The organism is Roseateles sp. P4_D2, from assembly GCF_056401875.1.
Map to the genome: position 1 here is coordinate 185,203 of NZ_JBFUIM010000004.1, position 21,423 is coordinate 206,625.

23 protein-coding genes are annotated in these 21,423 nt (G+C 68.1%); 15 read left to right on the forward strand and 8 right to left on the reverse strand.

The features are described from left to right. Nucleotides 1-30: 30 nt before the first annotated feature. The 3 genes from AC1DW0_RS08905 to AC1DW0_RS08915 all read right to left on the reverse strand — a co-directional run bounded on the left by AC1DW0_RS08905 (nucleotide 31) and on the right by AC1DW0_RS08915 (nucleotide 3,082). Nucleotides 31-483, reverse strand: coding sequence for a Smg family protein (locus tag AC1DW0_RS08905; protein ID WP_056205310.1), 453 nt, complete (start codon nucleotides 481-483; stop codon nucleotides 31-33). Between the two features lie 110 nt (nucleotides 484-593). Next, a complete protein-coding gene (gene dprA / locus AC1DW0_RS08910; protein WP_457389595.1) occupies nucleotides 594-1,685 on the reverse strand; it encodes a DNA-processing protein DprA in 1,092 nt (363 codons plus the stop codon). Between the two features lie 227 nt (nucleotides 1,686-1,912). Next, nucleotides 1,913-3,082: a LysM peptidoglycan-binding domain-containing protein gene (locus tag AC1DW0_RS08915; RefSeq protein WP_056205226.1), complete on the reverse strand. Its 1,170-nt coding sequence runs from the start codon at nucleotides 3,080-3,082 to the stop codon at nucleotides 1,913-1,915. A 116-nt stretch (nucleotides 3,083-3,198) separates the two neighbouring features. Here AC1DW0_RS08915 and def point away from each other — a divergent pair, with 116 nt between their 5' ends. From def to AC1DW0_RS08965, 10 genes are all read left to right on the forward strand, one after another. Next, nucleotides 3,199-3,735 (forward strand): peptide deformylase, encoded by a 537-nt coding sequence (gene def, locus AC1DW0_RS08920; RefSeq protein WP_056205224.1) that lies wholly within the window; start codon nucleotides 3,199-3,201, stop codon nucleotides 3,733-3,735. Further along, entirely contained in the window at nucleotides 3,735-4,667 is a 933-nt protein-coding gene (fmt, locus tag AC1DW0_RS08925; protein WP_056205222.1) for a methionyl-tRNA formyltransferase, read from the forward strand. The genes def and fmt overlap by 1 nt, the downstream gene beginning before the upstream one ends. 55 nt (nucleotides 4,668-4,722) lie before the next feature. Then, nucleotides 4,723-5,568, forward strand: a complete 846-nt coding sequence (gene htpX, locus AC1DW0_RS08930; RefSeq protein ID WP_056205220.1) for a zinc metalloprotease HtpX — start codon at nucleotides 4,723-4,725, stop codon at nucleotides 5,566-5,568. Between the two features lie 47 nt (nucleotides 5,569-5,615). Beyond that, the gene (locus AC1DW0_RS08935; RefSeq protein ID WP_056205217.1) at nucleotides 5,616-5,990 is read left to right on the forward strand and encodes a hypothetical protein; all 375 of its coding nucleotides are present in this window, start codon (nucleotides 5,616-5,618) and stop codon (nucleotides 5,988-5,990) included. Nucleotides 5,991-6,105: 115 nt separating this feature from the next. Then, nucleotides 6,106-6,864, forward strand: a complete 759-nt coding sequence (locus AC1DW0_RS08940; RefSeq protein WP_162247880.1) for a head GIN domain-containing protein — start codon at nucleotides 6,106-6,108, stop codon at nucleotides 6,862-6,864. 25 nt (nucleotides 6,865-6,889) lie between these two features. Then, nucleotides 6,890-7,606: an AzlC family ABC transporter permease gene (locus tag AC1DW0_RS08945; RefSeq protein ID WP_056205212.1), complete on the forward strand. Its 717-nt coding sequence runs from the start codon at nucleotides 6,890-6,892 to the stop codon at nucleotides 7,604-7,606. Nucleotides 7,607-7,691: 85 nt separating this feature from the next. Further along, nucleotides 7,692-8,021, forward strand: a complete 330-nt coding sequence (locus tag AC1DW0_RS08950; RefSeq protein WP_056205211.1) for an AzlD domain-containing protein — start codon at nucleotides 7,692-7,694, stop codon at nucleotides 8,019-8,021. Between the two features lie 67 nt (nucleotides 8,022-8,088). Continuing rightward, complete coding sequence (locus tag AC1DW0_RS08955) at nucleotides 8,089-9,282, forward strand: phosphoglycerate kinase (RefSeq protein WP_056205208.1); 1,194 nt, start codon at nucleotides 8,089-8,091, stop codon at nucleotides 9,280-9,282. Between the two features lie 89 nt (nucleotides 9,283-9,371). After that, nucleotides 9,372-10,628, forward strand: a complete 1,257-nt coding sequence (locus AC1DW0_RS08960; RefSeq protein ID WP_477945464.1) for a GGDEF domain-containing protein — start codon at nucleotides 9,372-9,374, stop codon at nucleotides 10,626-10,628. 76 nt (nucleotides 10,629-10,704) lie between these two features. After that, the gene (locus AC1DW0_RS08965) at nucleotides 10,705-13,041 is read left to right on the forward strand and encodes an NADP-dependent malic enzyme (RefSeq protein WP_457352581.1); all 2,337 of its coding nucleotides are present in this window, start codon (nucleotides 10,705-10,707) and stop codon (nucleotides 13,039-13,041) included. Here the strand turns inward: AC1DW0_RS08965 and AC1DW0_RS08970 are convergent. Then, a complete protein-coding gene (locus AC1DW0_RS08970; protein ID WP_477945467.1) occupies nucleotides 12,974-13,915 on the reverse strand; it encodes a DMT family transporter in 942 nt (313 codons plus the stop codon). The two genes, AC1DW0_RS08965 and AC1DW0_RS08970, sit on opposite strands and share 68 nt — an antisense overlap. A gap of 20 nt (nucleotides 13,916-13,935) precedes the next feature. Between AC1DW0_RS08970 and AC1DW0_RS08975 the strand changes: the two genes are divergently transcribed. From AC1DW0_RS08975 to pyk, 3 genes are all read left to right on the forward strand, one after another. After that, nucleotides 13,936-14,529, forward strand: a complete 594-nt coding sequence (locus AC1DW0_RS08975; RefSeq protein ID WP_457442540.1) for a helix-turn-helix domain-containing protein — start codon at nucleotides 13,936-13,938, stop codon at nucleotides 14,527-14,529. Between the two features lie 16 nt (nucleotides 14,530-14,545). Continuing rightward, the gene (locus AC1DW0_RS08980; RefSeq protein ID WP_477945469.1) at nucleotides 14,546-15,019 is read left to right on the forward strand and encodes a GNAT family N-acetyltransferase; all 474 of its coding nucleotides are present in this window, start codon (nucleotides 14,546-14,548) and stop codon (nucleotides 15,017-15,019) included. 67 nt (nucleotides 15,020-15,086) lie between these two features. Continuing rightward, on the forward strand, nucleotides 15,087-16,517 hold the full coding sequence (gene pyk, locus AC1DW0_RS08985; protein WP_056205191.1) for a pyruvate kinase: 1,431 nt from the start codon (nucleotides 15,087-15,089) through the stop codon (nucleotides 16,515-16,517). Between the two features lie 5 nt (nucleotides 16,518-16,522). Here pyk and AC1DW0_RS08990 read toward each other — a convergent pair whose 3' ends face one another. Beyond that, nucleotides 16,523-16,957: a Cd(II)/Pb(II)-responsive transcriptional regulator gene (locus AC1DW0_RS08990; RefSeq protein WP_477945471.1), complete on the reverse strand. Its 435-nt coding sequence runs from the start codon at nucleotides 16,955-16,957 to the stop codon at nucleotides 16,523-16,525. 78 nt (nucleotides 16,958-17,035) lie between these two features. On the opposite strand from AC1DW0_RS08990, the gene AC1DW0_RS08995 reads away from it, so the two are divergent. Then, nucleotides 17,036-17,668: a cation efflux transmembrane domain-containing protein gene (locus AC1DW0_RS08995; RefSeq protein ID WP_457320696.1), complete on the forward strand. Its 633-nt coding sequence runs from the start codon at nucleotides 17,036-17,038 to the stop codon at nucleotides 17,666-17,668. On the opposite strand, the gene AC1DW0_RS09000 is transcribed toward AC1DW0_RS08995, so the two are convergent. The 3 genes from AC1DW0_RS09000 to AC1DW0_RS09010 all read right to left on the reverse strand — a co-directional run bounded on the left by AC1DW0_RS09000 (nucleotide 17,640) and on the right by AC1DW0_RS09010 (nucleotide 20,518). After that, nucleotides 17,640-18,887, reverse strand: coding sequence for an NRAMP family divalent metal transporter (locus AC1DW0_RS09000; protein ID WP_056205184.1), 1,248 nt, complete (start codon nucleotides 18,885-18,887; stop codon nucleotides 17,640-17,642). The genes AC1DW0_RS08995 and AC1DW0_RS09000 overlap by 29 nt on opposite strands. A 7-nt stretch (nucleotides 18,888-18,894) precedes the next feature. After that, a complete protein-coding gene (locus tag AC1DW0_RS09005) occupies nucleotides 18,895-19,968 on the reverse strand; it encodes an MBL fold metallo-hydrolase (RefSeq protein ID WP_056205181.1) in 1,074 nt (357 codons plus the stop codon). A gap of 76 nt (nucleotides 19,969-20,044) precedes the next feature. Next, nucleotides 20,045-20,518 (reverse strand): group I truncated hemoglobin, encoded by a 474-nt coding sequence (locus AC1DW0_RS09010; protein WP_056205179.1) that lies wholly within the window; start codon nucleotides 20,516-20,518, stop codon nucleotides 20,045-20,047. A gap of 197 nt (nucleotides 20,519-20,715) precedes the next feature. Here AC1DW0_RS09010 and AC1DW0_RS09015 point away from each other — a divergent pair, with 197 nt between their 5' ends. Continuing rightward, nucleotides 20,716-21,420: a substrate-binding periplasmic protein gene (locus AC1DW0_RS09015; protein ID WP_056205176.1), complete on the forward strand. Its 705-nt coding sequence runs from the start codon at nucleotides 20,716-20,718 to the stop codon at nucleotides 21,418-21,420. Nucleotides 21,421-21,423 lie beyond the last annotated feature (3 nt).

Genomic DNA, 21,423 nt, shown 5'->3' on the forward strand with positions numbered 1-21,423 from the left:
GCGTCCTTTGTTCTTGGTGCATCAGCGGGTTCAGTGGATCAACCGATCCTCGGGGGCAACGAACAGCTCGTCCAGGATCAGTGCATCGGGCTCTTCGCCCAGGCTCCAGAACACCATCAGCACGATGATCTTCAGATCTTCCAGGTCCATCGGGTTACCGGAGATGGCCATGGCGCGGTCGATGACCATCTCGCGCATCGGGCCGGGCAGCACGCCGGCCGACTCGAGGAAGCTGACGAAGCTGATCGACTCCTCACCCAGGTGCTCCATCTCCGCGGGCGAATACACGCGCATCGCGTGTTCGCTCTGCTCGCCCTGGTAGGACTCCCCGGACGCGGCCAGACCGTCCAGCCAGGAGAGGGCCTCCTGGATTTCGTCGTTCTCGAAGCCCACCGCCGTCAGTTTTCGCGCGAGTTGCGCGTGATCGGGGCAGGCGTCCGGGCGCCAATAGGTCTCGTAGAGATAAACCAGGACATCGAACATCGTGAGGGGATGATAGCCCAGGGTCTGGCGCACTCCGGACGCGAATAACCCCTCGGATCAGGCTCTGATATCCGCGGTTAAGCTCGCTGTCTCTGCTGCCCAGCCTGCCCTCATCCCTGCCGTCGGCGCTGGAAGAGCTGGCCCGCCAGGCGGGCGATGTGGCCGTCGAGCTCCAACTCCAGCAGGGCGGCGCTGAGCTCGGCCGCCGGCCAGCCGCAGCGGGCCATCAGGGCATCCAGGCTGACCGGATCGAAGCCCATGGCGTCCAGCAGCGCCTGCTGCTCGTGAGGCGTCTCGGCAGGCTCGGGCGTCACGCACAGCTTGCCCAGCGGCGGCAGCTCCTCCAGCACGTCCTGGGCCGACTCGACCAGCTTGGCGCCCTGGCGGATCAGCGCATGGCAGCCGCGGGCCTGGGGTGAATGGATGGAGCCGGGGATGGCGAACACCTCGCGGCCGGCCTCGACGGCCTGCCGGGCCGTGATCAGCGAGCCCGACTGCACGGCGGCCTCGACGACCAGGCAGCCCTGGGCCAGGCCGGCAATGATGCGGTTGCGGCGCGGAAAGTTGCCCGGCAGCACCGGGGTGCCCAGTGAGTACTCGCTGACGATGAGGCCCCCGCCGGCCAGTAGCCGCGCCGCCAGCTTCTCGTTGCGGCGCGGGTAGACCTGGTCCAGCCCGGTGCCGACGACGGCGATGGTGGCGCCGTCGGCGTCCAGGGCGCCCTCATGCGCGGCGGCGTCCACGCCCAGGGCCAGGCCCGAGACGATGGTGTAGCCACCGCGTGCCAGCGCCCGGGCGAAGGCGCGCGCGTTGTCGCCCCCCTGGGCGGTCGGGTTGCGGCTGCCGACGATGGCGATGGACGGCGCGCCCAGCAGTTCGCGCCGGCCCTGCAGCCACAGCAGCAGCGGTGGGTCGGCCGTGGCCAGCAGGCGGGGTGGGTAGTCGGCATCGCCGAGAACGAGCAGGTCATGGCCGGGTTCGGCCAACCATGCCTGGGCCTTGTCGATCAATTCGTCGAGATGGTCAGGGGGCTTGTTGAAGCCCTCGCGCTGTTTGCCCGGCAGCGCCTGGTCCAGGGCGACGGCGGGGAGTTCGAAGACAGCCTGCGGGCTGCCGGCCATGGCCAGCAGCCGCCGCGCCGCTGCCGGGCCCACGCTCTCGGTGAGCCGCAGCCAGGCGACAAGCTCGATGGGTGTCAGCATCAGCGGTTCGAAGAACCGCCGGGCCGAGCGCTGGGCCGCTCCCGAGCCGGCCCGCCTTGGCGATGTGCTTGCCGGTCAATCCGGCAAGCATCGCCGTTCCCTCGGGGGCTGAGGCCGGACACATTGCGCCCAGTGGGCGCGATGTGCCTACCGAAGGGCTGCGGCACCCGCCGCAGCGCGGTCTGCAAGACCGACCAAGGTACTCCTTGGGCTAGGGGCTCCATTCTCTAAGGCTGGGTAAAGCGGTCGCCCGGTCGAACCGGCTCTTTCACCGAGATGATCAGCGCATAGGACACGCGCTCATAGACCTCGAAGACGAACAGGATGCCGTGGCGCTCGTCGGGCAGCTTGATGGCCTCGGCCCTCTCCTGGGTCTTGTCCATGACCCTGGCGCCGTCGCGCCACAGCGCGAACACATGGCCGCGCTCGATGCCATCACGCTTGCCGCGGTTGAGCGCGACGATCTGGTTCTGGCCTGCGTTGAGTGCCTCGCCGTAGATGGCCGCGATTTGACCCGCCATGGGCTGGCTGGGCGCGTGCGGCACATACAGCTCGAGATTGCGTGCCGGTGCCGGCGCCAGACGGTCGCCGATGCCGACCTCCTGCTTGATCTGCCGGACGGTCATCGTGGCCGGCACGATCTCGGCCTTGCCATCGGCGCCGGTGCGCTCCTCGCCCAGACGGGTCAGTTCAGCCGTGCCGACATACGGGGCCTCGTAGCCCAGGATCTCGTTGGTGGCTGGGTCGCGCAGCGGGCGGGCGTTGCGGAAGACGCGGAAGTCGGTGCCGCTGCCGAAATCGCCACGCGCATAGGCCAGTTCGCCCGGGCCGAGCAGCACATGCCCTTCCTGGGCGGCGACGATGCGCGGTGCCGTGGCCAGCGCATCGGTGTCGAAGACGACAGCGTCGGTCAGGAAGGGTTGGATCAGGTGCAGCGGGATGCTTGGGATGGGGCTGGAATCCAGCGCCGAAATGCGCATCTGCGGCCGCAGCTTGACCACGCCATTGCCGGCCGTATTGCCGCCGACGCCCTGTGCCAGTTGCAGCCGGGCCCGGCCATCGACCTTGACCAGCAGCAGCACCTGGCCCGGGTAGATCAGGTGGGGGTTGCGAATCTGGTCGCGGTTCATGCCCCAGAGCTCGGGCCAGCGCCAGGGGCTTTTCAGGAACAGCTTGGAGATGTCCCAAAGCGTGTCGCCTGGCTGCACCGTGTGGCTGTCCGGCGCATTGGGCGCCAGTTCGGCCAGGGGCACGCCCGCGGACGCGACCTGATCGGCGACGCGTCGCTGTTCGGCGGTGACGGGCAGCTTGCTGGTTTGCGCCCAGGCTGAGGTCGCCGTCGCGAGGGCGAGGCAGGTCGCAAGGACTGCGAAGTGGGCTGGGCGGGCAACGGGCATCTGGCGCGGTCTCCGAGGGGATTGCCGGATCGGCGAAAATCCAGGCGATTCTGCCCGCAATCACCGGGGGCAACCAACAACCGCTAGCGCTCGTTTGCGAGTGCTTACAAGGCGCCATGGCCCAACTGCACATCCTTCGCTACCCCGACCCGCGTCTGCACACCGTTGCCAAACCGGTGGCCGCCGTGGACGAGCGCATCCGCCAGCTCGTCGATGACATGCTGGAAACCATGTACGCCGCCGACGGTGTCGGCCTGGCCGCGACGCAAGTCGATGTGCATGAGCGTGTCATCGTCATCGACACGTCGCAGGATCGCGACACCCCGCGTGTGCTGATCAATCCCGAGCTGGTTCGTCTCAGCGAGCGCATGGTCGAGGGCGAGGAAGGTTGCCTGTCGGTGCCGCAGATCTACGACAAGGTGCCGCGCCATGCCGAGGTCACCGTGCGCGCCACCAATCGCGACGGCGAGGTCTACGAGTTCGAGGCCGATGGCCTGCTGGCCGTGTGCGTTCAGCACGAGATGGATCACCTGCTGGGCAAGGTCTTCGTCGAATACCTGAGCCCGCTCAAGCGCGACCGCATCAAGACCAAGATGGTCAAGAAGACGCGCGAGGAAGAGCTCGAGGCCAAAAAGCGCAACCAAAGGTTGTGATGCGCGTCGTCTTTGCTGGCACGCCAGAATTCGCTGCCGTTGCGCTGGACGCGTTGCTGGCTGCCGGTTTTGCCGTGCCGCTGGTGCTGACCCAGCCCGATCGCCCGGCCGGGCGGGGCATGAAGCTGCAGGCTTCGGCGGTCAAGCAACGCGCCGTTGCGGCCGGCATCCCGGTCGCCCAGCCGCAGGGCCTGAAACTGGACGGCAAATATGCCGCTGACGCGGCTGCGGCGCGCGAGGCGTTGCGGGCGGCAGATGCCGACGTGATGGTCGTCGCCGCCTATGGCCTCATCCTGCCGCAGTGGGTGTTGGACACCCCGCGCCGCGGCTGCCTGAACATCCACGCCTCGCTGTTGCCGCGCTGGCGCGGTGCCGCGCCCATCCACCGTGCCATCGAGGCTGGCGACGCCGAGACCGGCATCACCATCATGCAAATGGATGCGGGCCTGGATACCGGCGACATGCTGCTGATCGGCCGCGAGACCATCCGCGCCGACGACACGACCGCGGCCCTGCATGACCGGTTGGCCGAACTGGGCGGTCGCCTGATTGTCGAGGCTCTGCAGGCGCCCAGCCTGGCGCCGACGCCCCAGCCCGGCGAGGGCGTCACCTACGCGCACAAGATCGAGAAGGCCGAGAGCGCCATCGACTGGACGCTGCCCGCTGTCGTGATCGAGCGCCGGCTGCGCGCCTTCGATCCCTTCCCCGGCGGCCAGGCGACACTGGCCGGCGAGGCGCTCAAGGTTTGGCGGGCCGAGGTCGTTGAAGGCCGGGGTAAGCCGGGTGAAGTCATCGCCGCCGGGCCGGAGGTTGCTTGTGGTGAAGGCGCTTTGAAACTGACCGAACTGCAACGCGCCGGGGGCAAGCGCGGGCCGGCTTCGACCTTCCTCCAGGCCCGGCCGATTGCCGTCGGCGAACGCTTCGACGCTTGAAACCCCGGGTGCGTGGCACCATCTCCCACGTATTCCTGACTTCCGGGCCGGTGACATGTTCAATCTGCTGAAAACCGCTGTCCTGATGGCCGCCATCACGGCGCTGTTCATGGCCGTCGGGTCCTGGATCGGCGGCCAGGCCGGCATGCTGATCGCGTTGCTGGTGGCCGTTGGCATGAATTTTTTCGCCTACTGGTTTTCGGCCGACATGGTCCTGCGCATGTACAACGCCCGGCAGGTGGACGAGAGCACCGCGCCGCAGTTCTATCGGATGGTTCAGGAACTGGCGCAACGGGCCGGTCTGCCCATGCCCAAGGTCTATTTGATCGACGAGGAAGCACCGAACGCCTTCGCGACCGGCCGCAACCCGGAGCATGCCGCCGTCGCGGCAACGACGGGCATCCTGCGCGTGCTGTCCGAGCGCGAGTTGCGTGGTGTCATGGCCCATGAACTGGCCCATGTGGCGCACCGGGACATCCTCATCAGCACCGTCAGCGCGACGATGGCCGGTGCGATCTCGATGCTGGCCAACTTCGCCGGGCTGTTCGGCGGCCGCGACGAGAACGGCCGGCAGACCAATGTCATCGCCAGCATTGCGATCGCGTTGCTTGCACCGCTGGCCGCCACGGTGATCCAGATGGCCATCAGCCGCGCCCGCGAGTTCGAGGCCGACCGCGGCGGCGCCGAGCTCTCCGGCGACCCGGCCGCGCTGGCCTCGGCCCTGGACAAGATCCACCGCTACGCTCAGGGCATTCCGATGGCACCCGCCGAGGCTCACCCGGAGACGGCGCAGATGATGATCATGAACCCGCTGTCCGGTGGTGGCCTGCGAGGGCTGTTCTCCACCCACCCGTCGACCGAGGAACGCGTCACGCGCCTGCTCGCGATGGCCAGGCGCTGACTCGCCGTGACCTCAAGTTGCAGCCGCGCCGGCCGATAGCTGAGCCCATGAAGCGCCTTCTTCTTGCCCTGCCCCTGCTCGCAGCCCTGTCGGCCTGCGAGCAGCTTGGCATCGACGACCCCGCCAAAGTGGCCGCTGCCAAGGAAGCCGAGGGCAAGGCCATCGGCAGCGCCTGCCGGCATGCGATGCGTGCCATCGAGGACTGCTACGTCCTCAACCCCAAGGCCCAGAAGGCCGCCGTCTACACCGGCTGGCGCGAGATGGACGAGTACATGCGTGAGAACAAGCTCGAGGGCGTCGCGCCCGTCGTGCCGCGCCCGGGCTCGGTCAAGCCGTCGGCCGACGAGCCAGAGGCCAAGCCGGTCGAGAAAGCCGCTGAAAAGGCGTCTGAAAAGGGCGGCGACAAGGCCAAGGGCCACTGATCCGGCACCGCCAGACGCATTTCGCCCCTTCCATCCTGCGCACTGTCGCGTTGGTCAGGTCCGTCCCGGCGCCGCTTGGCACCATGGGAACCATCAAAACCCGATGGAGCCCGACATGAACACCTCCCGCCGTCTCTTTGCCCTCGGTCTCGTGGCCGCCGCCATGTTCAGCGGCTCCGCCCAGGCCTGGAGCTGGACCATCAACAGCGAGCGCGTCAACGGCAATGGCGACATCGCTACCGAGGCCCGCGACACGGGCGCCTTCGACGGTGTCGCGCTGACCGGCGGCTTCAACGTCGTCATTCGCCAGGGTTCGGGCAACAAGGTCGAGGTCAAGGCCGACCGCAACCTGCTGCCCCTGATCGAAACCCGCGTCGTCGACGGCAGCAAGGGCCGCACGCTGGAGATCTCGCCCAAAAAGGGCGTCAATGTGCACAGCTCGACCAACCCCAGCCTGACCATCGAGATGCCGGCCCTGCGCTCGATCGCTGTGGCCGGCTCCGGCACCGTCAAGGTCGAGGCCATGAAGACGGCCGGCGTCGACGCCTCCATCGCCGGCTCCGGCGACATCCGCTTCGCGGGCCTGGACGCCGAACGCCTGGGGATGAAGGTCAGCGGCAGTGGTGACATCGTCGCGGCCGGCCGCTGTGCCAGCGCCCAGGTGACCATCGCCGGCAGCGGCGACGTGAAGGCGGCCGACCTGGTGGCGGAAGACGTCAAGGTCAGCATCGCCGGTAGCGGCGACGCCCAGGTCAACGCGACCAAGCGCCTGAATGTCTCCATCGCTGGCAGCGGCGACGTGAAGTACGCGGGCTCGCCGGAGATTTCGTCCTCCGTCGCCGGCAGCGGCAAAGTCCGTCGCATCGGGCAGTGATTGAAGTGCCGCCGACAATGGCGGCATGAGTCTGACTTCCAGGTTGCGCGCGCTCGCGGCCGACCCCGATTTCCGCCACGGCGCGCGCGACATGGCCTCGCCCTCCCTGGGCCTGGCGGCCTGGGGCCTGGTGACCGGTGTGACCATGGTCAAGAGCGGGCTCAGCATCCCGCTCGCTATGGGCATGTCGCTGCTGGTGTTTGCCGGCAGCGCGCAGCTGACGGCCCTGCCGCTGATCGCCTCCGGCGCGCCGCTGTGGGTGCTGCTGGCCACGGCGTTCTGCGTCAACCTGCGCTTTGTCATCTTCAGCGCGCAATGGCGCAACTACTGGGGCCATCTGCCCAGGGCGCGCCGGCTGCTGAGCGGCTATGTCGCGGCCGACCTGAACTTCGTCTACTTCGTCAAGCGCTATCCGGACCCCGTGCCGGTGCCGGGCCAGCAACGCTATTTCTGGGGTGGCGTGGCCGTCAACTGGCCGACCTGGCAGGCCTGCTCCTTCGCCGGCATCCTGCTGGCCGACCGCATTCCGCCGCATTGGGGCATTGGCTTCGCCGGCGTGCTGGCGCTGCTGGGACTGTCCTATTCGCTGCTGACCGAGAAGGTGCTGTGGTGGGTGGCTGTGACGGCTGGCGCTGTGTCGATTGCCACCTATGCGTTGCCGCTCAAGCTCAACATCCTGTGCGCCATCTTTGCGGCGGGCGCCGTAGGCTGGTGGCTGGACGCGCGAAAGGCCAGGGCATGAGCGTGCGCCGAACGCCGGGCCGTCCCAAGTCGGCGCGCATCCCCTCGGGGGATCGGTCGGCGTACTCGACGACCGAGGGGCGGACATGAGCGATGCGATGACCTGGGTGGCGCTGTTCGGCCTGGCCGGCATTTCCGTCCTGACCCGCAGTTTCTTCATGATTGGCGAGAAGCCCCTGCCCATTCCGGACTGGCTGCGCGAACTGCTCAAGGTTGCACCGCTGGCGGCCCTGGTCGCGGTCGTCGCGCCCGAGATCTTCATGACGCAGGGCCAGCTCATCACGACCTGGCAGGATGCGCGCTGGCCCGCGGCGGTGGCCGCGACGGCCTACTACTTTTGGCGCAAGGGCATCCTGGGCACCATCCTCGTCGGCATGGCGGTCATGCTGCCTTTGAAGCTCGGCCTCGGCTGGTAACCGCGCCGGAACGGCGGGCAGCGAGAATCGCGGCAGTTTCGGTTTCTCATCAACTGCCCCGCCCACCATGAACGTCATCCGCTTCTCCGACCTGATCGCCGCCGGCAAGGTGGCCGGCCAGCGCGTCTTCATCCGCGCCGACCTCAACGTGCCGCAGGACGACACCGGCAAGATCACCGAGGACACCCGCATCCGCGCCTCGCTGCCGGCCATCAAGATGGCCCTGGACGCTGGCGCCGCCGTCATGGTCACATCCCACCTGGGCCGCCCGACCGAAGGCGAGTTCAAGCCTGAAGATTCGCTGGCGCCGGTGGCCGAGCGCATGGCCGAGCTGCTGGGCCGCCCGGTGCCGCTGCAGCGCGACTGGGTCGATGCCGTCTCCGTCGCGCCGGGCCAACTGGTGCTGCTGGAGAACTGCCGCGTCAACAAGGGCGAGAAGAAGTGCAGCGAGGAGCTGTCCAGGAAGCTGGCTGCCCTGTGCGACATCTTCGTGCACGACGCCTTCGGCACGGCCCACCGCGCCGAGGCCACCACCTACGGCATCGCCAAGTACGCCAAGATCGCTTGCGCCGGCCCGCTGCTGGCAGCCGAGATCGACGCCATCACCAAGGCGCTGGCCAACCCGCGCCGCCCGCTCGTCGCCATCGTTGCCGGCTCCAAGGTGTCGACCAAGCTGACCATCCTGCAAGCCCTCGCGAGCAAGGTCGACGGCCTCATCGTCGGCGGCGGCATCGCCAACACCTTCATGCTGGCCGCAGGCCTGAAGATCGGCAAGTCGCTGGCCGAGCCGGATCTGATCGATCAGGCCAAGTCCGTCATCGATGCGATGGCTGCGCGCGGCGCCGACGTGCCCATCCCCGAAGACGTCGTGACGGCCAAGACCTTCTCCGCTGGTGCCACGGCGGCGGTCAAGGCGGCCACCGACGTGGAGGACGACGACCTCATCCTCGACATCGGCCCCAAGACGGCCGCCAAGCTGGCCGAGAAGCTCAAGGCCGCCGGCACCATCGTCTGGAACGGCCCGGTCGGCGTGTTCGAGTTCCCGGCCTTCGCCCATGGCACGGAGGCCATCGCCCGCGCCATCGCCGAGAGCGTTGCCTTCAGCATTGCCGGTGGCGGCGACACGCTGGCTGCGATTGCCAAGTACGGCATCGAGAAGGACGTGGGCTACATCTCCACGGGCGGCGGTGCCTTCCTGGAGGTGCTGGAAGGCAAGACGCTGCCGGCCTTCAAGATCCTGGCCGAGCGCGCAGCGGGCTGATACAAGTCCGCCGCTGGGGGCGGTCATGATTTCACGTTCAGCGTCGGCCGCCCCCACCGCCCGGCGTTACCGGCCGACACAATTGCCGGATGGTTTTGCGCTGGCTCCTCGCCCTGCTCGTCGTCACGACGCTGCTCGGCCTTTATGCCAACGAGTATTGGATGACTCGCCACCTCGTGCTCGATGGGCGCGGCGCGGGTCAGCATCTGGAAATCGTCGACGACCGCAGCAGCGGCGGCAAGAGTGAAGCCAGGCTGGACGCGCCTGCCGGCGGCCCGGTGGGCATGCGCTGCGACATCCGCCCCGGCTACGAGTGGCCCTACTGCGAGCTGCAGTTCGAGATGAAGGACCGGCCGCTGGACCTGAGCAACTTCAGCCACATCCGCCTGTGGCTGAATGCCGAGGGCCCTTCGCTGGACCATCAGGCGCCCCAGCTGCGCGTCTTCCTGCGCAATGCCAACCCGGCCTATACCAAGCCGGGCGACGCCGAAAGCCTCAAGCCCCAGGAGGTCACCTTCGCGCCCGGTGCCCAGCCGCAGCCGGTGGAACTGCGGCTGTCGCAGTTCGCTGTCAGCTCCTGGTGGGCTCAGACCCATCAACTGCCCGTATCGCTGGTGGGGCCGGAGATGGACAGCATCCGCGTTATCAGCTTCAGCACCAGCGGCCAGGTGGCGCCGGGCAAGCACCTGATCCGCGTCGACCGCGCCGAGCTCGTCGGTGACTGGGTCGCTCCCGAGACCTTCCGCCTCGGCCTGGTTGGCCTGTGGATGTTCAGCCTGCTGGGCTATCTGGTCTGGGAAAGCTGGACGGTGCACGGGCGCCTGCGCTTGTCGATGAAACGCTCGCGAGCGCTCGAGAAGATGGCCTTGCGCGACCCGCTGACGCGTGTGGCCAACCGCGATGGCCTCAACCGTGCACTGGACCTGCTGCTGCAAGTGCAGGGCGACATGAGCTTCCCGCTGTCGGTCGTCTTCGTCGACGTCGACCATTTCAAGCGTGTCAACGACCAGCATGGCCACGAGGTCGGCGACCAGGTGCTGGTGCTGCTGGCCCGCACGCTGCGCGCCAACCTGCCGCGTGACGACCTGCTGGCGCGCTGGGGCGGCGAGGAGTTCGTCATCGTCATGCCGCAGACGCCGGCCGAGGAGGCCGTGGCCGTGGCCGAGCGGCTGCGCCAGGTGCTGGCGCGCGTTGAATGGTCGGCCGGGCTGAAGGTCACTGCGAGTTGGGGCGTGGCCCAGGCCGTGGCGGCGGCGGATGTCGAGGCTGCGTTGCGCGAGGCCGACCGGGCCATGTACCGCGCCAAGCATGAAGGCCGCGACCGGGTGATATCGGCTTCGGCATAGATCGCCAAAAAACCTGCATCGGCGGGGGCTGAAACGCGGCGTAACCTTGAGGGTTCCTCCCTGGAGAGTCACCCTCATGGAAAAGAACAACGCTCCCTTGTCGCCTGCCGAAGCTGCGCTGCGCGAAGCCGCTCTGGACTATCACCGCAGCCCGACGCGCGGCAAGATTTCGGTCACGCCGACCAAGGCGCTGTCCAACCAACGCGACCTGTCGCTGGCCTACTCCCCGGGCGTGGCCTATCCCTGCCTCGACATCGAACGCGACCCGTCGCTGGCGGCCGACTTCACGTCGCGCGGCAACCTGGTGGGCGTCATCACCAACGGCACCGCCGTGCTGGGCCTGGGCGACATCGGTCCGCTCGCCGCCAAGCCCGTCATGGAAGGCAAGGGCTGCCTGTTCAAGAAGTTCGCCGGCATCGATGTGTTCGACATCGAGCTCGCCGAGCGCGACCCGGACAAGCTGATCGACATCATCGCGGCCATGGAGCCGACCCTGGGCGGCATCAACCTTGAGGACATCAAGGCGCCCGAGTGCTTCTACATCGAGCGCGAGCTGTCCAAGCGCATGAACATCCCGGTCTTCCACGACGACCAGCACGGCACGGCCATCATCTCGTCGGCGGCGCTGCTCAACGGCCTGGAGCTGGTGGGCAAGGACATCGCCAGGGTCAAGGTGGCCGTGTCGGGCGCGGGGGCCGCCGCCATCGCCTGCCTGGACGTCATGGTGGGCCTGGGCGTGAAGCGCGACAACGTCTTCGTCTGCGACTCGCGCGGCGTCATCCAGTCCGAACGTGAAGACGCGAAGGCCGGCAAGCTGGACGAGTCCAAGCAGCGCTATTGCCAGATCACGGCGGCGCGCACACTGGCCGATGTGGTCGATGGCGCCGACGTCTTCCTCGGCTGCTCGGCCGCCGGGGTGCTGACGGCCGACATGGTCAAGACCATGGCCAGTCAGCCCATCATCCTGGCGCTGGCCAACCCCGAGCCCGAGATCCGCCCCGAGTTGGCCAAGGCCGTGCGGCCGGACTGCATCATGGCCACGGGCCGCAGCGACTACCCCAACCAGGTCAACAACGTCCTGTGCTTCCCCTACATCTTCCGCGGCGCGCTGGACTGCGGCGCGACCAAGATCACCGAAGGCATGAAGCTCGCCTGCGTGCGCGAGATCGCGGCGCTGGCCAAGGCCGAGACCAGCGATGAAGTGGCCGCGGCCTATGCCGGCCAGGAACTGGCTTTTGGCCCGGAATATCTGATCCCCAAGCCGTTTGACGCGCGGCTGATCCTGCGCATCGCGCCCGCGGTCGCTGCGGCTGCGGCGGCCGACGGCGTGGCCACGCGGCCGGTGGCAGACCTCGTCGCCTACCGCCAGTCGCTGGAGCGCTTTGTCTACCAGACCGGCATGTTCATGCGCCCCGTGTTCGCCACCGCGAAGGCCGAGTGCGCACGTGTCATCTACGCCGAGGGTGAGGACGAGCGCGTGCTGCGCGCGGTGCAGGTGGCGCTGGACGAGGGCCTGTGCAAGCCGACGCTGATCGGCCGACCGGCGGTGCTCAAGGCGCGCATCGAGCGCGCCGGCTTGCGGCTGAAGCTGGGTGAAGACGTTGCCGTCATCGACCCCGAGGACGACCCGCGCTTCCGGCAGTACTGGGAGGCCTACTACGCCCGCATGAAGCGCAACGGCTTCACGCCCGAGATGGCCAAGTCCGCCGTGCGGCGCTCCAACACAGCCATCGGTGCGCTGGCCATCGAGCTGGGCGACGCCGACGCGATGATCTGCGGCATGGTCGGCCGCTTCGACCGCCACCTGGAGCAGGTGCGCGACCTCGTCGGCCTTCGCGAAGGCGTGCGCCAGTTCGCCGCGATGAACGCGCTGATCCTGGAGCAGATGACGCTCTTCATCACCGATACCTTCGTCAACGACGACCCGAGCGCCGAGGAGCTGGCCGACATCGCCGCGATGGCTGCCGAGGAGGTGAGCCGCTTTGGCCTGCCGCCCAAGCTGGCTTTCGTCAGCCATTCGATGTTTGGCTCCAGCACGCGGCCGTCGGCCGTCAAGATGCGCCGCGCCCACGAGCTGTTCTCGGCCGCCCACCCTGAAGTCGAATGCGACGGTGAAATGCATGGCGACGCGGCCCTTTCCGAGAGCGTGCGCCAGGCCTTTCTGCCCGACAGCAAGCTCAAGGGCGCTGCCAACCTGCTGGTGCTGCCGACGCTGGATGCGGCCAACATCCTCTTCAACGTGCTGAAGATCAGCGCCAGTCACGGCGTCACGGTCGGCCCCATCCTGCTGGGCGCGGCAGCCCCCGTGCACATCCTGACGCCCTCCGCGACGGTGCGCCGCATCGTCAACATGACGGCTCTGGCGGTTGCGGACGTGCGGGAAGCCCGCGAGGCCCGTTCAGCGCAGGGCTGAACTGCGCCAGCGCCACACCGGCGAGGATGACGCCGGCGCCGAGCAGCTTGGGCGCGCTGAACTGCTCACCGCCCCACAGCCACGCGATGAGGCCGGCCACCAGCGGCATCAGGTAGATCAGCGGCGCGGTGCGGGCCACGCCGCGCTTCTCGTTGGCCCAGCCCCAGGCCAGCCAGCCCAGGAAGCCGCCGCCGATGACCTGCCAGGCCAGGCCCGGCCATACCCATGTGGGCTGCGTCGCCCAGTCCAAGGACACCAGTGCCGGCGAGCACCACAGCAGCATCGGCAGCGTGCAGACCAGGCTGCCATAACCCAGCACCGTCACACCGCCGTGGTGCTGGATCAAGGGCTTGCTCGCCACCGTGTAGTAGCTGAAGAGAGCGGCGGCGGCCAGCAGCGTCAGGTCGCCCAGGCCGGCCTGCCAGTCGGCGGCGAGCAGCTTGTCCGATGTGAAAACCAATGCGCCCGTGGCCGCCATCGCCACGCCCGCGACCTGGCCCGCGGAGAGTTTCTCCACGCCGGTTGCGCGCAGGATCAGCAGTGTGAACACCGGCCCGCAGGCCAGCAGCACGCTGGCGCTGAAGGCAGTGGAGCCCTGCATGCCGTAGGCCGACAGCAACAGGTGCAGGCCTTGGCCGATCAGCGTCAATCGCACCAGCGGCCAGACCTCACCACGATCCAGCCGGGGCCAGCGCAGGCCGAAACGCCAGCACAGCAGCGCGACGGCGCAGAAAGGCATCAGCAGATAGCGCAGCCCCAGGAAACCGGTCGGGCCGACCTGGTTGAACAAGGCCTTGGACAGCGGGAAATTGACCCCCCAGGTCAGCACGACGGCCATAGCGGCGATCAATGGAGCGAGCTGGCGGTCCTTCATCTCGGCTAGCATATTCCCATATGAGAGAAGAATTCTCTGAATTGAACGAAGAGGGGCAGTTCGAGCGTCAACTGGCCGAGCGGCTGGCTGCGCTGCGCACGGCCGCCGGCTGGTCGCTGGATGAGCTGGCTTTGAAAAGCGGCGTCAGCCGCGCGACGCTGAGCCGGCTGGAGCGCGCCGAGACCAGCCCGACGGCGACGCTGCTGTCGCGCCTGGCCCGCGCTTACGGCTTGCCGCTGAGCCGCCTGCTTGCCGAAGCCGAGGCCTTGCCCGTGCGCCTGCTGCGCGCCGCCGACCAGCCACGCTGGCACGACGTGCAGAGCGGCTTCGAGCGCTTGATGCGCTGTCCGCCCCTGGCCGGCTTCGCGACCGAGGTCATCGAGGGCCGTCTCGCGCCCGGCGCCGAGCTGGCCTACGACGAGCCCACCGTCGCGCGCCTGGAACACCACCTGTGCCTGCTGGAAGGCCGGCTGCGGCTGACTCTGCAGGGGCAGGTCTTCGAGCTGGGCGCTGGCGACTCGATCAGCTTTCGCTGCCTTGGGCGCAGCGTTTTCACCAACCCCGGGGCCGAATCAGCGCGCTATCTGCTCGCGATGACGGTGCCTTCCCTGTAACTGGTATCCAACCACCATGAGTTCCGAACTGCCCGCCCGCCTTGCGCCGCTGGACCCCGGTCACCCCGATGCGCGGCGTCTGATCGCGCTGTCCGAGGCCTATATGGGCGCGCTCTATCCCAGCGAGAGCAACCACTTCGAGCCCGCCGATGGCCTGCGCCCACCGCAGGGCAGCTTCTACGGGCTGTGGCGTGGCGAGCAGCTCGTTGGCTGCGGCGGCGTCAAGCACTTCGACGCAGACGGCTATGGAGAAATCAAGCGTCTTTTCGTGCTGGATAGCGAGCGCGGCCGTGGCATCGCCCGGCAGCTGATGGCGCAGTTAGAGGCCGAGCTGACCGAACGCGGCCTGCGGATCGCGCGGCTGGAGACCGGTATCCACCAGCCCGAGGCCCTGGCGTTGTACCGGCGTCTGGGCTACTCGGAGCGCGGGCCCTTCGGCGGCTACACGCCTGATCCATTGAGCACCTTCTTCGAGAAGGTGTTGGGTTGAAACACGACGAAACTCGCGCGAGGCTTGGCGGACCATAATTCCGCGCCTTCCAAGAATCGAGACAGCCATGACCCGCGCCACCAAGATCGTCGCCACCCTCGGCCCTGCTTCCAACACGCCGGAGATCCTGGAGAAGATGATCCGCGCCGGCGTCGACGTCGTGCGGCTGAACTTCTCCCACGGCAAGGCGCAGGACCACATCGACCGCGCGACCATGGTCCGGGAAGCCGCGCAACGTGTCGGCAAGTCGGTGGCCATCATGGCCGACCTGCAGGGCCCCAAGATCCGCGTCGGCAAGTTCGAGGGCGGCAAGATCGAGCTGATCCCCGGCGCGCCCTTCATCCTGGACGCCGACCGCACCGAGCTGGGCAACCAGGACATCGCCAGCCTCGACTACAAGGAACTGCCGCGTGACGTGAAGCCCGGCGACACGTTGCTGCTCAACGACGGCCTGCTGGTGCTGACCGTCGAGTCCGTGCGCGGCGCGCAGGTCCACACCATCGTCAAGCTCGGCGGCGAGCTGTCCAACAACAAGGGCATCAACAAGCAGGGCGGCGGTCTGACGGCGCCGGCACTGACAGCCAAGGACATGGACGACATCAAGACCGCGATGTCCTTCCAGTGCGAATACCTGGCCGTCAGCTTCCCCAAGAACGCCACCGACATGGAAATGGCGCGCCAGCTCGCCAACGTGGCCGGCGAGGCTTATCGCCACAAGCCGGCCATGATCGCCAAGATCGAGCGCTACGAGGCCATCCCCCACCTCGAGGCCATCCTGAAGGCCAGCGACGGCATCATGGTGGCGCGTGGTGACCTGGCCGTGGAAGTGGGCAACGCAGCCGTGCCGGCGCTGCAAAAGCGCATGATCAAGATGGCCCGCGAGCTGGACAAGGTGTCCATCACGGCCACGCAGATGATGGAGTCCATGATCGTCAACCCGGTACCCACGCGTGCCGAGGTCAGCGACGTGGCCAACGCCGTGCTGGACGGCACCGATGCCGTCATGCTGTCCGCCGAGACGGCTGCCGGCAAATACCCCATCGAGACCGTCGAGCAGATGGCCAACATCGCGCTGGAAGCCGAGCGTGCCGAGTTTGTCAGTCTCGACACCGACTTCGCTGGCCGCCAGTTCGGCCGCATCGACCAGTCCATCGCCATGGGCGCGCTGTTCACCGCCTACCACCTGGGCTGCAAGGCCATCCTGGCCCTGACCGAATCCGGCTCGACGGCACTGTGGATGAGCCGCCACCGCATTCAGGTGCCCATCTTCGGCCTGACGACCCAACCGGTCAGCCAGCGCAAGATGGCGCTCTACCGCAATGTGCTGCCGCTGTTGATGCCCAAGTTCGAGGACCGCGACGTGGCCCTGGCCGCCGCGGAAAAGATCCTCGTCGAGCGCGGTGTGCTGATGCCCGGCGACACCTATGCCATCACCTGCGGGGAGCCGATGGGCTACCCGGGTGGCACCAATATGCTGAAGGTGTGTCGAGTCGGCTGATCGGCCTAGTGGCTGTGGCCGACGTGGCTCTTGGCCGGTAGCTCGGCCCCGGGCTCTGCCAGGCCTTCAAGGATGGCGCAGGCCGGCTCGTTGCCCTGGCAGCGGGCGCGCAACGCGCGCAATTCCTTCTCCAGTTCCTGCAGCGCCGTGATGCGCGCGCTGACGTGGTCGATGTGCGCGTCCAGCAGCGCATGCACACCTGCTCCGTTGGCGCCACCGTGCCCGTCGCCCTGCAGCGCCAGCAGCGCCCGCACCTCAGCCAGGTTCATGTCCAGCGAGCGGCAGCGGCGGATGAAGTGCAGGCGCTCGACATCAGGCGGGCCATAGACGCGGTATCCAGCATCCGTGCGCGGTGGCGGCGCCAGCAGGCCCTCGCGCTCATAGTGGCGGATGGTGTCGACCTTTGTTCCGGTCAGGCGGCTGAGTTCTCCGATACGCATGTGACGATTCTCGGCTTGACTCTGGTGTGGCTCCAGGGTTTGCAATAGCGGCAGTTTTCAGCCAAGGTCTTCTCCACCATGAGCCACGCCTGCCACCACCATCACGATGAACCCAGCCCCGGCAATTCGCCGGCCTACCGCCGCGTGCTGTGGGCGGCACTGCTGATCAATGCGGCCATGGCCGTCGTCGAGATCACGACCGGCTGGCGCGCCGGGTCGCTGTCGCTGTGGGCCGATGCGCTGGATTTCATCGGCGACGCAGCCAACTATGGCGCGTCGCTGGCCGTGCTGTCGGCCGGGCTGCTGTGGCGGGCGCGGCTGGCCTGGGTCAAGGGTTGGGCGATGGCGGTGTTCGGCGTTGGTGTGCTGGCCCGCGCGGCCTGGGCCGCCTGGGCGGGCGAGCCACCGCAGGCCGCGACCATGGGTATCGTCGGCACGCTGGCCCTGCTGGCCAATGTGGGTGTGGCCGTGATGCTCTATGCCTGGCGCGAAGGCGACGCCAACATGCGCGCGGTCTGGCTGTGCAGTCGCAACGACGCGCTGGGCAATGTGGCCGTCGTGGCCGCTGCCGGTGGCGTGGCGCTGACCGGCCAGGCCTGGCCCGACTTGCTGGTGGCCGTCATCATGGCCGGCCTCGCCTTGCATTCGTCGCGCGTGGTGCTGCGCCACGCGCGTGAAGAACTCAGACCAGCGCCAGTGCCAGTGCGGTAAGCGCCATCACGCCGGTGGCAGCCCAGCCCATGCGGCGCAGCCTAGGGCCGATGACATGCTCGCCCATGACGGATTCGCGCGTGGCCAGCACCATCATCGCGGCCATGATGGGCACAGCGCTGATGCCATTGAACACCGCCGACCAGAACAGCGCCTTGACCGGGTCCAGCGGCGCGAAGCACAGGGCCACGCCGCCCAGGGTCGCGACGGCGATGACGCTGTAGAAGCCGCGTCCCTCGCCGCGTTCGAGCTTGAGGCTCAGGCTGTCGCGCCAGCCGGCCACCTCGGCCACCGCGTAGGCCGCCGAGCCAGCCAGCACCGGCACGGCCAGCATGCCCGTGCCGATGATGCCCAGGCTGAACAGCAGCGCCGCATGCTCGCCCGCGATCGGCCGCAGCGCCTCGATGGCCTGGGCCGAAGTCTGGATGTCGTGCACGCCGGCGGCATGCAGCGTCACGGCCGTGGACAGCATGATGCAAAAGGCGATGAGGTTGGAAAAACCCATGCCGACATGCGTGTCCAGCTTGATGCGGCGCAGATGGCGCTTCACGTCGGCTGGCTTGCAGGGGCGGCCTGCGCAGTCCTCGACCTCCTGGCCCGCCTGCCAGAAAAACAGATAGGGGCTGATCGTCGTGCCGAACAGCGCCACCAGCATCAGCACCGTGTCACGGTTCCATTTCAGCTCCGGCCGTATCGTGTGCAGCAACACCTCGCCCCAGTCCAGGCCCAGCACGATGACGACGCCGACATAGGCCAGCAGTGCCAGCGTCAGCCACTTCAGCCAGCGCACATAGCTCTGGTAGGCGAGGAAGACCTGCATCAGCACGCTCACCACGCCGAAGGCGATCGCGTAGATCAGCGCCGGGCCGCCCACCAGCATGTGCAGCGCGCTGGACATGGCGGCGATGTCGGCGGCGATGTTCAGCGTGTTGGCTGCCAGCAGCAGGCCTACCAGCGCCAGCAGCACAGGGCGCGGGAACGTGCGCTTCATGTTGGCCGCCAGGCCGCGGCCGGATACATAGCCGATGCGGGCGCTGACGATCTGGATCGCGGCCATCAGCGGCAGGGTGAAGACGACGCTCCACAACATGCCGTAGCCGAACTGCGCGCCGGCCTGGGAGTAGGTGGCAATGCCGCTCGGGTCGTCGTCCGCCGCGCCGGTGATCAGCCCAGGGCCGAGCTCATGGAAAGGCCGACGAAGACGGGCAAGGAGAGTCATGGCGCGGCTAGCCTAGCCGCGAGGATGGGGGCAGCCTGTCGGCAAGTTCCTCGGGCGGCTGTCGGATTTGGCGAAGCGGCAGACGCCGTGTCTCACCGATGGCCAGCGTGAAGAAGGCCTGCTCAGCCAGCCCAAGCGCCGCGCGCTGCCGTTCGAGCTGGCGGGGCGGCTCGTCCAGCGCCTCGTCGGTCAGCTCGAAGGTGCCCCAGTGCACGCCCAGCGAGCGCTTGGCGCCGAGGTCGGCGTGGATCTTCAGCGCTTCCTCGACATTGACATGCTGGCTCTGCATGAACCAGCGCGGCTCGTAGGCGCCGATGGGGATCAGCGCGATGTCGAAGCTGCCGCCTTGATGAGGCTGCTGGCGCTCGGCGAAGCGCTCGCGGATGTCGGCGAAGTCGCGTGAATAGCCGGTGTCGCCGGCGAAGAAGAGCTGGCAGTCCGGTGCGAACACGGCGAAGCCGCCCCACAGCGTCTTCATGCGATCGTTCAGGCCACGCGCCGACCAGTGCTGGGCCGGGACGAGCACGATGTCCACGCCGGCGAGGCGCTCGGCCTGCCACCAGTCCAGTTCCACGACGTGCTCGATGCCGCGTGCCTGGAACCAGGCCCTGAGGCCCAGTGGCACGACGAAGAGCGGGCTGCCGCCGGGCTGGCGCGCGAGGCTGCGTACCGAAGCCAGGTCGAGGTGGTCATAGTGGTTGTGCGAGACGAGCACGGCGTCGACGTGGGGCAACTCGGCCAGCGCCACGCCTGGCGGCTGCTCGCGCTTCGGCCCGGCAAAGGGCAGCGGCGAGGCGCGCCCGGAGAAGATCGGGTCGGTCAGCAGGTTCAGGCCGCCGAGCTGGGTCAGCACGGTGGCGTGGCCGATCCAGGTCACCGCCGGCTGCTGCGCAGCGCCGTGGTTGGCGCGGATGAAGCCGAGATCGGCCGGCTGCGTCGGGATGGGCTCAGCCGGGCGCGGCGGCAGGCCGCGACGGGAGGCGTTCCAGCGCCAGCGGATCACGTCCGCCAGCGACTTGGGCTCGAAGTCGCCGTGGTTGTTCTGGAAGCCGCCGTTGCGGTGGTGTGGGGGCAGGCTCATGCAGAAGCGCCAGGCCAGGCCCGGTTTCCTTGACCCCTTTGTGAGTCGGGCTGGGCGAATGCCGGTCCTGGCAGCTTCATTTCGTGATGATGTCGCGGTGGAAATGGGCCATGCGGGCCAGCAACTGGTTCTGCACGCCGAAGGGCACGTTGGCCCTGTCCATGGCGCGCTGCAGATGCTCGACCAGGGTGTTGAAGTCGCCTTTGCCAATGCCCAGATGGGCGTGCGCGTCCTTCATGCCCACGCCGTCGTAGACGCAGGGGCCGCCGGCAACGACGCAGAAGTAGTCTGCCAGCACGCGCTTGAGGTGCTTCATGTTGATGCCGTCGAAGAAGCGCGCGATGCGCGCGTCCTGCAGCAGGGTGTCGTAGAAATCGTTGGTGAAGCGCTGGATGGCTTCCTGGCCGCCGAGCTGCTGGTAGAGCAGGTCATCGTGGGGAATCGGGGCCACGCCGGGGCGGACCGTGCTGGCCTGCGTCTGGGCATGGGCCAACGGCACCGCCAGGGCCCAGGCCAGGGTGAGGGCGGCGAACGACAGGCGGGACTTCATCGGGGGTGTGGCAGGTGACCGGCGAGTCTAGCGATGCGACCCTGGGCGTGGCGTGCCGGGTCGGCAGGTTTTCGTGCGCCGGTCACGGTCCGCTGGCCGGCTGGCCACCCTGCGCTCGCCCTGGATTGGCGGGCACGGCATGATGCAGTCCCATGGTCGGGACGCGGCGATATTGGGTGCGAAGGGGAGTGGGCGGCATGGCCGCGCTGCTGCTGAGCCCGCTTGCCGGTGCCGAACCTGCCCGGCCGCTGGTGATGTTGGTGGAGACCAGCGCGCTGATGCCGCATGCCCGCATCGAGGGCGACCGCGTCATCGAAGGCCTGAACCTGGACATCGGCCAGGCCCTGGCGCGGCGCCTGGGCCGCGATCTGGTGGCCCGCCCGACGCCGCGCAAGCGCCTGGCCGAAGCCCTGCAACGCGGCGAGGGCGACTTGTTGTGCGATTACCAGAGCGACTGGCTGCCCGGCGCCTTCGCGTGGAGCCGGCCCTTCCTGCCCGACCAGGCCCTGCTCATCAGTGCCGCCTCGGTGCCGGCGCCGGCCTCGTTGACAGCGTTGACAGGGCAGCCCATCGGCACGGTGCGCGGCTATGTCTATCCGGAGATGGCCGACGCACTGCGATCAGGCTTCCTGCGCGACGACGCACCCGATGCGGTGGCCAATCTGCAGAAACTCGAACTCGGCCGCATCCGCCATGCGCTGACCGGCCGGCGCGTGCTGGAGTACCAGCAGCGTATCGGCCACTTCAAGCTGCCCCTGCATCCGCCGCTGGTCGTGTCGGAAGTGCTGGCCCAGTGCGCGTTGTCGCCGAGCAGCCCGGTGGGCCTGGCGGCGTTGAACACCGCCATCCAGGGCCTGGTCAGCGAAGGCGAACTGAATCGCCTGCTGGCCAGGTACCGCTGAGCC